At 58.1% G+C, this 13,544-nt stretch carries 12 protein-coding genes; 2 read left to right on the forward strand and 10 right to left on the reverse strand.

Going from position 1 to position 13,544, the window contains the following annotated elements; translation table 11 throughout:
• Positions 1-55 precede the first annotated feature (55 nt).
• The 6 genes from RA27_RS08330 to RA27_RS08360 form a co-directional block, all read right to left on the reverse strand.
• Positions 56-832, reverse strand: coding sequence for a hypothetical protein (locus RA27_RS08330; protein WP_039536594.1), 777 nt, complete (start codon positions 830-832; stop codon positions 56-58).
• On the reverse strand, positions 829-2,880 hold the full coding sequence (locus RA27_RS08335) for an acetyl/propionyl/methylcrotonyl-CoA carboxylase subunit alpha (protein ID WP_039536596.1): 2,052 nt from the start codon (positions 2,878-2,880) through the stop codon (positions 829-831). Before RA27_RS08335 ends, RA27_RS08330 begins: the two co-directional genes overlap by 4 nt.
• Before the next feature lie 117 nt (positions 2,881-2,997).
• Positions 2,998-3,201: a hypothetical protein gene (locus tag RA27_RS08340; protein ID WP_039536598.1), complete on the reverse strand. Its 204-nt coding sequence runs from the start codon at positions 3,199-3,201 to the stop codon at positions 2,998-3,000.
• 654 nt (positions 3,202-3,855) lie between these two features.
• The gene (locus RA27_RS08350) at positions 3,856-4,209 is read right to left on the reverse strand and encodes a hypothetical protein (RefSeq protein WP_039537222.1); all 354 of its coding nucleotides are present in this window, start codon (positions 4,207-4,209) and stop codon (positions 3,856-3,858) included.
• A 135-nt stretch (positions 4,210-4,344) separates the two neighbouring features.
• Positions 4,345-4,752, reverse strand: a complete 408-nt coding sequence (locus tag RA27_RS24045) for a DUF6497 family protein (protein ID WP_241484021.1) — start codon at positions 4,750-4,752, stop codon at positions 4,345-4,347.
• A 108-nt stretch (positions 4,753-4,860) separates the two neighbouring features.
• Positions 4,861-6,393: an acyl-CoA carboxylase subunit beta gene (locus tag RA27_RS08360; RefSeq protein WP_039536605.1), complete on the reverse strand. Its 1,533-nt coding sequence runs from the start codon at positions 6,391-6,393 to the stop codon at positions 4,861-4,863.
• A 182-nt stretch (positions 6,394-6,575) separates the two neighbouring features.
• On the opposite strand from RA27_RS08360, the gene RA27_RS08365 reads away from it, so the two are divergent.
• Together RA27_RS08365 and RA27_RS08370 are read left to right on the forward strand one after the other, a co-directional pair.
• Positions 6,576-7,781, forward strand: a complete 1,206-nt coding sequence (locus tag RA27_RS08365) for a multidrug effflux MFS transporter (protein ID WP_039536606.1) — start codon at positions 6,576-6,578, stop codon at positions 7,779-7,781.
• 64 nt (positions 7,782-7,845) lie between these two features.
• Positions 7,846-9,246 (forward strand): helix-turn-helix transcriptional regulator, encoded by a 1,401-nt coding sequence (locus RA27_RS08370; protein ID WP_039536608.1) that lies wholly within the window; start codon positions 7,846-7,848, stop codon positions 9,244-9,246.
• A 56-nt stretch (positions 9,247-9,302) separates the two neighbouring features.
• Here the strand turns inward: RA27_RS08370 and RA27_RS08375 are convergent, their stop codons facing one another.
• From RA27_RS08375 to betI, 4 genes are all read right to left on the reverse strand, one after another.
• Complete coding sequence (locus RA27_RS08375) at positions 9,303-9,542, reverse strand: YdcH family protein (RefSeq protein ID WP_039536610.1); 240 nt, start codon at positions 9,540-9,542, stop codon at positions 9,303-9,305.
• A 131-nt stretch (positions 9,543-9,673) separates the two neighbouring features.
• Positions 9,674-11,332 carry a choline dehydrogenase gene (betA, locus tag RA27_RS08380; RefSeq protein ID WP_039536611.1) on the reverse strand — a complete coding sequence of 553 codons (1,659 nt, stop codon included), beginning with the start codon at positions 11,330-11,332 and terminating at the stop codon, positions 9,674-9,676.
• Positions 11,333-11,421: 89 nt separating this feature from the next.
• Complete coding sequence (gene betC / locus RA27_RS08385) at positions 11,422-12,930, reverse strand: choline-sulfatase (protein WP_039536613.1); 1,509 nt, start codon at positions 12,928-12,930, stop codon at positions 11,422-11,424.
• Complete coding sequence (betI, locus tag RA27_RS08390) at positions 12,927-13,499, reverse strand: transcriptional regulator BetI (protein ID WP_039536614.1); 573 nt, start codon at positions 13,497-13,499, stop codon at positions 12,927-12,929. Before betI ends, betC begins: the two co-directional genes overlap by 4 nt.
• Positions 13,500-13,544 lie beyond the last annotated feature (45 nt).

Consider the following 13,544-nt stretch of genomic DNA (forward strand, 5'->3'; position numbering starts at 1 on the left):
CGAAGGAGAGGGAAACCCCCTGATCTGACAGGGCAGCCTGTCACGCGCGTACTCATCATCCCAACCGCCTGATCCAGCCCCGAAATGGGGCTTTTCTTAGGACATCAGCCGCTTTTTTGCCGGTCGGGGCGACTTTTTCCTGTAGCTTCAAATATCTGATGATCGTGGCCTGGCGACGCTCCCAATTCAGCGCGGAAAATCTTTCTTCGGACATGCGCGTTTCCATGGTTTCCAAACGGTCAAGCAACTGAAAGAAATCCGTCACCGGCATGATCTGATCGTCGCGCAGAATCTCGATCTGCCCGGTCAGGCGCTTGAGGGCGCCAAATTGATGACCATAAGCAACAAAGACAGAATAGCGCGGGTCATTGTGAAAATTCTGGCGCATATCCTGTTCGGCTTCGTCCCAATTGATCGGGCGTGACCAGTCCACGATCAGGTCAATTTCGGCCAGCACTGCCCGGATCATATCCCGGCGGCGTTCCTGCTCTTGATTGGTTTGCCGCATTTCCGCGGTAACAAAGGTGACAACCCACCCTGCGGCGACGGCAACTGCGGCGATCAGAGCCCTCGTTTCGCCATCATCAAACAGCGTCGATTCGGTGATCTGAGCCACGATCAATGCCGCCAACGCTGCAACCGGCAAAAGGGCCAGCAACGCCCTGAGGAAGATCGTCACCAACGACATCCCGGCCAACAGGTAGTAGACGCATCCCAGCGACAGCAACCAGAAGGCAACAACCAGCCAGTAGGGCCCTCCCAGATCGAGCCCGGTCAGGCCGGCCAGAACCGCGACGATCGCCGCTGCTATGACACCAAACTGAAAGGTCACTCAGCTTCAAACTCCATAATCACATCGTCAACAGCAAGACTGTCGCCGGGGCCTGCGTTGATTTTGGAGACCACGCCTTTCCTTTCCGCGCGCAGGATGTTCTCCATCTTCATCGCCTCAACGGTACAGAGCGCCTGCCCTTCCTGCACTTCCTGTCCGACCTCAACGTCAATCTTCACGATCAGACCGGGCATCGGGCAAAGCAGCATTTTCGACGTATCAGGCGGCAGTTTTTCAGGCATCAGCCGGGCCAGTTCAGCCTGGCGCGGGGTGCGAACGTGAACCTTGAGATCGGCACCGCGATTGCGGATGCGGAACCCGCCCGAGATCTTGCCGACCTTCAGAACCAGCGGGCTGCCGTCAACGTCAAGCACCGCAAGCTGGTCGCCCGGCGTCCAGTCGGAAGACACGCGCAGAGAGGAGCCGTCCTTGAATTTGACCGTCGCACCCTGTTTGTCAGCCTTGACCTTAACGCTGAATTCCTGCCCCTGCAGGGCGACATTCCAGCGTTTTCCGACCTTACGCTCATGGTTGTCCATCCGTCCCGACACGCGGGTTCGCCGGATTTCGGCAACCCGGTGCATGGCGGCACAGGACGCTGCGATACGGCGCAAATCATCCTCGGGCAGTTCTACACCTTCAAATCCCTCTGGATATTCTTCGGCGATGAACGCGGTCGTCATGTCTCCGCTCACAAATTTCGGGTGATCCATGACCGCCGACAGGAATGGCAGATTGTGGCCAATGCCTTCGACCTCGAAACTGTCCAGCGCGACACGCATCGCCTCTATCGCCTGCGCGCGGGTCGGGGCCCAGGTACATAGTTTGGCGATCATCGGGTCATAGTACATGCTGATCTCGCCGCCCTCGTAAACGCCGGTATCGTTCCGTACAGCGGCTTCGCCTTCGGGTGCTGTACCCTGCCATTTATCATTGATCAGCAAGGGGCCAGCAGCGATTTCCTGCGGCGGGCGATAACGGCTGAGACGGCCAATCGAGGGCAGAAAGCCACGATACGGGTCCTCGGCATAAAGACGGTTTTCGATGGCCCAACCGGTCAGGGTCACATCATCTTGGGTGATGGTCAGTTTTTCCCCTGCGGCCACGCGGATCATCTGTTCCACAAGGTCAACGCCAGTGATCAACTCGGTCACAGGGTGTTCCACCTGAAGGCGCGTGTTCATTTCAAGGAAATAGAAGTTCTTTTCACCATCGACGATGAATTCAACGGTCCCCGCGCTGGCATAGTTCACGGCTTTGGCAAGCGCCACCGCCTGCTCGCCCATCGCTTGACGCGTCTCGGGGTCAAGGAAGGGTGATGGTGCCTCCTCTACAACCTTCTGGTTCCGGCGCTGGATCGAGCATTCCCGCTCACCCAGATAGACGCCGTTGCCATGGCTGTCACAAAGCACCTGAATCTCAATATGGCGCGGCTGAGTTACGAACTTTTCAATAAAGATACGATCATCACCGAATGAATTCGCCGCTTCGTTCTTGGATGACTGGAACCCCTCGCGCGCTTCTTCGTCATTCCAGGCGATCCGCATCCCCTTTCCGCCGCCGCCGGCGCTGGCCTTGATCATCACCGGATAGCCGATATCGTTGGAAATCTTCACCGCTTCATCGGCGTCCTCGATCAGACCCATGTATCCGGGAACCGTAGATACCCCGGCCTCCTGCGCGATCTTCTTCGAGGTGATCTTGTCCCCCATGCTTTCGATCGCCCCCACTGGAGGGCCGACGAATGCAACGCCCGCGGCATCCAGCGCTTCGGCGAACTTGGAGTTCTCGGACAGGAAGCCGTAACCGGGATGGACCGCCTGCGCGCCGCTTTGACGAATGGCGTCCATGACCTTGTCGATGACAATATAAGACTGGTTGGCGGGCGGCGGGCCGATATGCACGGCCTCATCCGCCATCGAGACATGCAGGGCGTTCTTGTCAGCGTCTGAATAGATGGCAACCGTGCCAATGCCCATCTTGCGGGCGGTCTTGATGACCCGGCAGGCGATCTCGCCCCGGTTTGCGATCAGGATCTTGTTGAACATGGAACGTCCTTTGGCTTGATGTTCTGGAAACGCAAAACGCCGCCGCGGGGTGTTGACCCCACGACGGCGTGATACGCAATGACGGACGGTGCCTCGAAGGCCCCTGTGATCTCGGCGTTAGTTACAGTTGTGCTGGGTCTTGCAGTACAGCACGTTGCCCGCTGCCCCGACGGCCGCCCCAAGCAGCGGGTCCGCACTGAGGACCGCAGCCCCCAGTGCCCCTGCACCGCCGCCAAGGATCGCCTGTTCACCTGTCGAACCACCACAGGCCGCAAGGCCCGCGCAGGTCGCCAACGCAAGGAAAGTTCGTGAGATTCGCATGATTTCTGCCCTTTTTGGTTTTTCGAAGTCTTTGAGAGCAGATGCCGATTTCGCGCGTTGTTATGCAATAACAGAGGTTGCGGACATGCGAATTGCGCAGTTTTTTGCCGCTTTATGCCTATCGGAGACAAAAAGAAAACCGCGGACAGCACTTTGTGGGGAACACAAGCCTGCCCGCGGAAGGAAGGGGTACGGAATAGTAGGTGCTTGTGCGACGCAGGCAAAGTAGAGCCGCACGGCTCATTCACTGTGCACAGCACAATTCTGGTCGCCAACCCATCATTGTTTCCATTTGAGATTCCGGCTGAAATCTGCCCATCCGGCAAAACATCGCGCAAATTTGCGCCGACTTGGCGAAAAAAATCGGCACCCGCGCGTCGCGCGAAACCAGAGATTTCGGTTCGTAGTCGGGGCCGGATCGGCTTGCATCTGGTGACGCGGCAAGGCTGCGGCCCCGCCGTGCCGGCACTATGGCAGGTGGCATCTGTCTGCTCGAAAAGAACGGCCGGATTTCCGGCGATATATTCAACGACGACCGCATCCGATCGCCCCCGCCTCTCTGCAGCTGATGCATATATTTCTCTCCACGCAGTCCTGCGAAGGGTGCCACTGGTGTGGAACATCTGGGCGTTATGGAGAGAAGCCCCGAACAAATCAGAGAACCCCGCCAAAAATGTCTGGAAATGAGGCCCGAGCAGCGTCGAGGTCGATCACCAACAAGGCATCATAGCTGGTCGGATCGAATGGATCTTCGGCGGCGACAACCTCACGGCCGAACAACCAGCTCAACCGACCTGCGTCCAGATTACCCCGCTCAAAGGGCTGATCGCCAAAATGCTCCCAAAGCGCCTCCATGAACGCGACGTCTGCACGCTTGTCGGCCGGTTTACGGTCCCGGAAACGCTCACGCGGTGTCAGCGGTGTCACGCCTTTGGGATTGGCGCGCCGAATGGTGAACTGAAAGTCGGTGCCGGGCAGACGCCCGGGGAAACCCCGATGTTTCAACATGGCGAAACCTCTCGGATCGGGTTCCTGAAAAGGCAAGGAATCAGACATACCTGTGGGCTTGAAGCGGTCATGCGCACCTCCGGAGCTGCATCGTTGTGTCGGGACACTCTGAGACCGTTGCATTGTGTATCATGGTCAGAGCCCCTCCCAGATACACTGGGATTTCTCCAACCGATAGGCTTCGAAAAACTGGGTCGCATCGGGTTCGGACGTACCGAATTCAAGCGGCCTGTCCGAGAAGGAAATAACCACCCGAGCGGGCACCAACTCGTGCTGCGCTACATAAGGAACCGCCAGCGTTTCACACAAATGCTCCATATCGACTACGGCGATGTCGTACGTGATACGTCCTGCAGTTGACCCGATCTTTGGCGCAATGAACCGAAACCTCACCCAAAGCTCGCCCGGATTGGTATCCAGCAGGACGTCGCTGAGTTCCACCGGTTGCCCCGACGGTACGGGCAGCAGGTTGGTGGCCTGTGCAGAGCCAGATGCCAACACACCCACAGCAGCAATCGCCAGCGCACATACCCAGCCTTGCATCAAACGACACCTTTCCCCGGGTGTCGCCTGCGCTGCATCCGATAACGACGCGAACTTATGTCTGACTGGGTGATGCATGTGTCAAAACCGGTTGTGTGCCTCATCTCCTCAGAGCGGGATATTGTCGTGCTTTTTCCAGGGATTCTTCAGTTGCTTACCCCGGAGGCTGGCAAACGCACGCGACACCCGGCGGCGGGTCGATTGCGGCATGATCACCTCATCGATAAAGCCCCGCTCGGCGGCAACGAAAGGATTGGCGAAGCGATCCTCGTAATCCTGCGTATGCTGCGCAATTTTCTCGGCATCACCCAGATCGGCACGGTGGATGATTTCGGTCGCACCCTTGGCGCCCATCACCGCGATCTCGGCCGTGGGCCACGCATAGTTGAAGTCGCCGCGCAGGTGTTTTGAGGCCATAACGTCATAGGCGCCGCCATATGCCTTGCGCGTGATCACGGTGACTTTCGGCACGGTCGCCTCGCCATAGGCAAACAGCAGTTTCGCGCCGTGCTTGATTACACCACCATATTCCTGGCTGGTCCCCGGCAGGAAGCCCGGAACATCCACAAGCGTCAGGATCGGGATTTCAAAGCAATCGCAGAACCGCACGAACCGTGCCGCCTTGCGGGAGCTGTCGATATCCAGGCAGCCGGCCAACACCATCGGCTGGTTGGCCACAACACCGACGGTTTGCCCCTCAAGCCGGATAAAACCGGTGATGATATTCTTGGCGTAGTCCTCTTGAATCTCATAGAAATCACCCTCGTCCGCGACTTTGGTGATGAGTTCCTTCATGTCGTAAGGCGTGTTCGGATTATCCGGGATCAGAGTGTCCAGCGAGGTCTCGACCCGGTCGGGGCTGTCGAAGAACGGGCGGACCGGCGGCTTCTCCCGATTATTCAGCGGCAGGAAATCGACCAGGCGACGCACCTCGGCCAAGGCTTCCACATCGTTTTCAAACGCGCCATCAGCGACCGAGGATTTCTTGGTGTGAGTCGAGGCTCCGCCCAGTTCTTCCGCGGTCACAACCTCATTGGTGACGGTTTTCACGACATCAGGACCGGTCACAAACATATAGGAGGTGTCTTTGACCATGAAGATAAAGTCGGTCATCGCGGGGCTATAGACCGCGCCACCTGCGCACGGACCCATGATCACGCTAATCTGAGGAACCACACCCGAGGCCATGATATTGCGCTGGAACACCTCGGCATATCCTGCCAACGAGGCGACGCCCTCCTGAATCCGCGCGCCACCCGAGTCGTTGATGCCAATCACGGGTGCTCCGTTCTGAACCGCCATATCCATGATCTTGCAGATCTTCTGCGCGTGGGTCTCGGAGAGCGAGCCCCCAAACACGGTGAAGTCCTGACTGAACACGTAAACCATCCGGCCATTGATCGTGCCCCAACCAGTGACCACGCCATCGCCCGCAGGCTTTTGTTTTTCCATCCCGAAATCGGTGCAGCGATGGCTGACGAACATGTCGAACTCTTCGAAACTGCCCTCATCCACCAGCAACTCGATCCGTTCGCGCGCAGTCAGCTTTCCGCGCGAATGCTGCGCGTCGATGCGCCTTTGCCCGCCCCCCAATCGCGCATTGTCGCGACGGCCTTCAAGCTCGGAAAGGATGTCTTTCATGTCGGTAGTCTCCCATGAGATTTTGCGCGACCATAAAGGCGCGGGCACATAGGCCAAAGAAGTTTTCAGCAAATTTGCAAATACTTGAAAACACAACCAAGGATAACTGCAAATTTGCTAATAAACGCCGCAATCCAAGACTGCTGATAGCATTTCCTGCGTGCAGCCTCTAAGTGTGAACCATGCAGTTCAGTTCATCCTCCGTCAGCCGCACCCCGCCCACGCTCGCAACACTTGTATTGTTGTCGGGACTGTCGGCGCTGAGCATGAATCTGTACCTGCCCAGCCTGCCCTTCATGGCAACTTATTTTCAGACTGATTACAAGGTGATGCAGCTTTCGATCGCACTGTATCTTCTTGTTAATGCGGTCCTGCAGATCCTGATCGGCCCTATTGCCGACAAGGCAGGTCGCAGACCCGTTCTGCTGTGGGGACTCGCTCTGTTTCTGCTGGCAACATTGGGGTGTATCTACGCCCCGAATGTCGAAACGTTTCTTGCCTTCAGAATGTTCCAAGCCGTGATTGTCGTAGGAGTGGTGCTGAGCCGTGCCGCCGTGCGGGATATGTATGAACAAGACCAGGCTGCCTCAATGCTCGGTTATGTCACCATGGGTATGGCGGTGGTCCCGATGATTGGCCCCGCGGTCGGCGGGTTGCTTGAAGAAGCGTTTGGCTGGAAAGCCAATTTCTGGCTTCCCTTTGCCCTGGCGGGGCTGGCGTTGCTGCTTACCTACTCGGACTTTGGCGAAACCGCCGCGGCAAGCGGCAAGACGCTGCTGCAGCAGTTTCGCGAATACCCCGAGTTGCTGATGTCGCCCCGCTTCTGGGGGTACTCATTGTCTTCGGCTTTCTCGTCGGGTGCATTCTTCGCTTATCTTGGCGGAGCACCGTTTATCGGGACGGAGGTATTCGGCATGACCGCAGCCGAAGTCGGTGTGTATTTCGGCGCGCCCGCGATTGGATATTTCTTCGGGAACTTCATCAGCGGGCGGTTTTCGGTACGCATCGGCGTCAACCGAATGGTGCTGTGGGGCTGTTGGTTGAATGCAATCGGCGTGGCCGTGTCAGCCGCGCTGTTTTTGGCGGGCCTCGGAACGGCGCTCAGCTTTTTTGGCCTGATGACTTTTGTTGGATTGGGCAACGGCATGGCGATCCCAAATGCGACCGCCGGCTCGCTATCGGTGCGCCCCCACCTAGCCGCCACCGCCTCGGGCTTGAGCGGCGCGATCATGTTGGGCGGCGGCGCTGCACTCAGCGCGCTGGCGGGCGCGTTGCTGACACACGAAACAGGCGCAATGCCTTTGCTCTGGCTGATGTTGGCAACCGCCGTTCTGGCGATTGGTTCCATCAGCGTCGTCATCTGGCGCGAGCGGCAATTGGGTCTGTAGACGACTTGCCCCCATGAGTTTGCAAAGTTAGCTTACTGATTCAGGAAAGCTGCAAAGAACCGTCATGGCCACCCAGAAACTCTATGCGGGCGCAAAGCTGCGCGAGATGCGCACCCGCTTGACTCTCACGCAAAAGGACTTCGCCGCAAAGCTTGGCGTTTCCCTGCCCTATCTGAACCAGATGGAGAACAACAACCGTCCGATCTCGACAACCGTTGTTCTCGCTCTGGCGCAGGAGTTCGGTATGGACGTAACCGAACTCAGCACCGGCGATAGCGAACGTCTGGTCTCAGACATGCGCGAAGCACTTGCCGATCCGGTATTCGCCGACACGATGCCCCCCTTGGCTGACCTCAGGCTAACCGCGTCGAACGCCCCGGCCCTTGCGCGGGCCTTTATCGAATTGCACCGCGCCTATCGTCAGACACATGAACGCCTTGCTTCTCTCGACGAAGCTCTGGGCCGCGAAGATGCCCGTATTCAGGCCAGCCCATGGGAAGAAGTGCGGGATTTCTTCCATTATTGCGACAACTATATCGATGCGGTCGACCGCGCCGCCGAACGGTTCGCAAGCCGTGTTGATGAAACCAGCGATATTCGTCAAGTCGCTTTGAACAGCCTGTCCGAGCGCGGTATACACGTTATCTTCACCGAAACGGATACCTTGCGTAGCTTCAGCACGAGCGACAAAACCCTGCGTCTCTCTTCACGTGCCGCACCGCAAACGCAGGTCTTCCAGTTGCTGCTGCAGGTGGCACTGATCAGTCAGGATAAACTACTCGAGGCAACGCTCGACTTTGCGCGTTTTCAAAGCGATGAAGCCCGCGCCATCGCCAAAATCGGCCTCGCCAACTATTTTGCGGGCGCTTCTCTGATGCCCTATGGCGCCTTCCTGTCGGCCGCGCAGGAATATCGTCATGATCTGGAATTGCTCAGCAACCGCTTCGGGGCATCGATCGAGCAGGTGGCGCACCGCCTGTCCACGCTACAGCGCCCCGGCGCAAAGGGGATTCCCTTCTTCTTCGTCCGTGTCGATCAGGCCGGAACTATTACCAAACGCCATTCCGCCACACGACTGCAATTCGCCCGTTTCGGCGGCGCCTGCCCGCTTTGGAATGTCCATCGGGCTTTTGAGACACCAGGGCATTTCCTGCAACAACTTGCCGAAACCCCGGACGGTGTTCGCTATATCTCCCTGGCGCGCGATGTCTCTAAATCCGGGGGATCATTCGGCGCGCCTGTCCGCCGCTACGCCATCGCACTGGGATGCGAGGTACGTCACGCCGAGGCACTGGTCTACGCCGACAACCTCGACATCAACAACGCCAGCGCTTACGAGCCAATCGGCATTTCCTGCCGCATCTGCGAACGCCAGACCTGCCACCAAAGATCAGTACCGCCGCTGGAACGCCGCCTGACCATCGACGCCCACAGCCGGGGCACCCTGCCCTACGAGGTCACCTGATCTTCATCTGGCCAAAAATACTCCGGGGGCACGGGGGCAGAGCCCCCGTCTTACTCTCAGCGTTTCGACAAGATCGCCCAGATCTCATCCTTGAGTGCCGCGCGTTTCTTACGCAGTTCGACCTCAGCCAGTTCTTCCATCGGTTCGACATTCGTCTCGGCCCGATGCACGACGCGGTTGACCTCATGATACTCATCCGCAAGCCGGGCGAAATGCGCATCCGTTTGCTTGAGCTGGCTCATCACGTCGAGCTTGTCGGGGAACTCTTCAGCCAGTTCATGCGGGGTGTGGGACATCCTGTTGGCTCCTTGTTTCTGCGTTACATCCCAAGGCTAAACATGACTGTCTCACTCCGCTTTGACGCCGATCAAGTTCCGCACGAATATCCACAGGTTTCAGAGGGCTGCACCGTGCGCGGCGAAATAGATCAACGCTGCGCCGTCGCCCATCTCGGGCTGATCCACGGCCGGTCATTGGCCTTGGGCAGCGGTTCCTTCTCGAGCAGATGATCCGACATCTTCTCACCGACCATGATCGACGGCGCATTCAGATTGCCATTTGTGATCTGCGGAAAGATCGAGCTGTCAGCGACGCGCAGCCCATCTACCCCGATCACACGCCCCAGCGGATCGACGACTGCATTTTTGTCATCCGCACGGCCCATTCGGCAGGTCCCGCAAGGGTGATACGCGCTTTCGGCATGCTCAGCGATGAAAGCGTTCAGGTCTTCGTCCGATTGAACGTCCGCCCCCGGCTGTATCTCTTTACCCGCAAAAGGTTTGAACGCCTCCTGCCCGAAGATTTCCCTGGTCAGACGAATGCAGGTTCGGAAGTCTTCCCAATCCTTATCATGGCTCATGTAGTTGAACCGGATCACCGGCGCATCCTCGGCTTTGGCGGAACGCAGGGTCACCGCACCGCGTGACGGCGATCTCATCGGCCCAACATGTGCCTGGAACCCATGCCCCTCCGCCGCTGCCTGCCCATCATATCTCACGGCCATCGGCAGAAAATGGTACTGGATATCAGGATATTCCACACCCGGCTTCGAACGAACGAATGCCGCACTTTCGAACTGATTCGACGCGCCGAGGCCGGTCTTGGTGAACAGCCACTGCGCCCCAATCATGCCTTTACTGAACAGATTCCAATGCTTGTACAGGGTGATCGGCTGCAATGAAGCCTGCTGAATATAGAGCTCAAGGTGGTCCTGCAGATTGGCACCGACGCCGGGCCGGTCCACAACCACGTCGACCCCATGTTCGGCCAGATGTGCCGCAGGCCCGATACCCGACAGCATCAACAGCTTCGGTGAGTTGATGGACGAAGCCGCCAATACCACCTCACGCCGTGCGCGGATCACCTCCCGTTTGCCGCCCCGGATCAATTCAACCCCGGTTGCGCGACCGTCTTCCATGACCACGCGCGCCGCAAGACCCCGGACAATTTCGCAGTTATCGCGTTTGAGAACAGGCTTCAGATAAGCGTTCGCCGCTGACCAGCGCCGTCCTTTCCAGACGGTCTGCTCCATCGGGCCAAAGCCCTCTTGCTTTTCCCCGTTATAGTCTCCGGTGACCTCATACCCGGCCTGCTGACCGGCATCGACAAAGGCTTTAAACAGTGGGTTTTCGCGAGGTCCGCGAGACACATGCAGCGGTCCGTCAGTGCCCCGCCACGTGCGATCGCCACCATGACCACCATCATGCCAGGTTTCCATACGCTTGTAGTAGGGCAGTACATCCGCATAGGACCACCCATCCGCACCCATATCCGCCCAAGTGTCAAAATCCCGCGCATGGCCGCGCACATAGACCATCCCGTTGATCGAGGACGATCCGCCGATCACCTTACCCCGCGGACAAGCCAGACGACGGTTATTCAGATGCGGCTCGGGCTCGGACCTATAGCCCCAGTCATACCTTGACATGTTCATGGGATAGCTAAGCGCGGCGGGCATCTGGATAAATGGTCCGGCATCGGTGCCGCCATGTTCGATCACCAGAACCGAGGCCCCGGCCTCGCTCAGACGATACGCCATCGCACATCCCGCGGACCCCGCGCCTACGATGACAAAATCTGCTTCCATATTCGTGTCTCCATTTCCGCGCGGGAGAAGATTTTTCGACGAAAAATCTTGTCGCTTCCGGCGGGTGTATTTTCAAAAAAGGTGAGAGCTTACTCGCCACGCGGAAAGCGTTGGCTTTCCTCGACATCATTCAGATCCATGTGATTGCGCATATAGCGCTCAGACGCTTTCTGCAGTGGCTGATAGTCCCACGGATAATAGCCGCCCTGCCGCAAGGCCTCGTACACCACCCAGCGACGGGCCTGACTGGCCCGTACATCCGCATCAAAGCGATCCAGATCCCAGCGTGCCTCAGACTTGGCACGCAGGCTCTGCAGGGTCCCGGCATGTTCCGGCCGGTCGGCTAGATTTTCCAACTCGTGGGGATCGCTTTCGAGATCAAACAGCTGATCGGGGTCGAGCGTACAGCGGTTGAGCTTCCACTTGCCGTAGCGCAGCGACACCAAGGGCGCGTATGAGGCTTCGGCCGCGTATTCCATCGCAACGGGCGCGGTCCGATCCCCGCCTTTTGCCAAAGGCACAAGATCTTCCCCATCCGTCCACGGAGCAATTTCGGCCATATCGACGCCCGCAAGAGCGCCAAGGGTGGGCGTCACATCAATTGTCGAAACGGGCGTGTCGATCCGACCGGCGGGCAGATCGGGCGCGGAAATCATAAGCGGAACGCGGGAAGACCCTTCGAAGAAAGTCATCTTGAACCACAATCCCCGCTCCCCCAGCATATCGCCGTGGTCGGACACGAAGAGAATGACCGCCTCTTGCCGCGTGGTTTCCAGCACCTCCAGTATCTCGCCGATCTTGTCGTCCAGATAAGAGATATTGGCGAAATAGGCACGGCGGGATTTGCGAATATCCTCAGTCGTAATGTCGAAACTGCGCCAGTCATTCGCATCGAAGATGCGTTTGGAATGCGGGTCCTGATTGTCATAGCCCAGGTCCGCGATCTGCGGCTCAAGATGCTCACAGTCCTCATACAGGTCCCAGTATTTGCGGCGTGCAACATAGGGGTCGTGCGGATGAGTAAAGCTGACGGTCACACACCAAGGGCGATCATCCTTCCCGCGCGCCAGATCATAGAGTTTGGCCTTAGCGTTATAGGCAACCTCGTCATCATACTCCATCTGGTTGGAAATCTCGGCGACACCTGCGCCGGTGACCGATCCCATGTTGTGATACCACCAGTCAATCCGCTCACCTGGTTTACGATAGTCCGGCGTCCAGCCGAAATCCGCCGGATAGATATCGGTTGTCAGTCGATCCTCGAACCCATGCAACTGGTCCGGGCCGACAAAGTGCATCTTACCGGACAGGCAGGTGTAATATCCAGCGCGACGCAGGTGATGGGCGTATGTTGGAATATCGCTGCTGAACTCAGCCGCGTTGTCATAAACGCCGGTGCGCGACGGCAATTGACCTGACATGAAGCTCGCCCGTCCCGGCGCACAAAGCGGCGACGCCGTATAGGCGTTGGCAAACCGCGTGGATTTTGCGGCCAGCTTTTTCAGGTTTGGCGCGTGCAGCCAGTCGGCGGGACCGTCGGGAAAGAGGGTTCCGTTGAGCTGATCCACCATCAGGATCAGAATGTTGGGCTTTGTCATTTTTCGGCCTCTAGGAAAACGCTCATTACCCGCAGCGCGTGATTGACTGCCAATTGGGGCTCTTGCGGGGCATTCAGAGCAGCGTGAATATACAACCCATCGATCAGGGCGATCATGTCTTCCGCCGCTTTGGTCGGGTCGCGCATAAGCGGACGCAGCGCGTGGATAAGATTCGACCGGATGCGGGACTGATAGATTTGCCAGAGCCTCAGCGCGTCATCGTTGGTTTGCGCCAGCACATAGAAAGTCATCCATGCGGCGATCACGTCCGGTGTGAAACATGACGGCGCGAAACAGGCGCGGATGATGGCCTGTGCCCGCTCATCCGGCTTGGCAGAGCTGAGCTGCACGCGCGCCTCGGCCCCGAAATCCGATAGGATACGGCGCATCGCGGCCAGGAAAATCTGCTCTTTGCCGCCGAAATAGTGGTGTGCAAGTGCGCTGGACATTCCCGCGCGTTTGGCGATCTGGCTGACGGTTACATCGAGGGATTTCTGCACTCCAAGCTCGGCAATCGTCGCTTTGACGATCGCATCGCGCCGGATCGGCTCCATTCCGAGTTTTGGCATCTTCGCCCCTCTGCCATACCTGAGTGCATGAGAGGCTAAGCGGTT

The organism is Ruegeria sp. ANG-R (assembly GCF_000813985.1).
Taxonomy (GTDB): domain Bacteria; phylum Pseudomonadota; class Alphaproteobacteria; order Rhodobacterales; family Rhodobacteraceae; genus Ruegeria.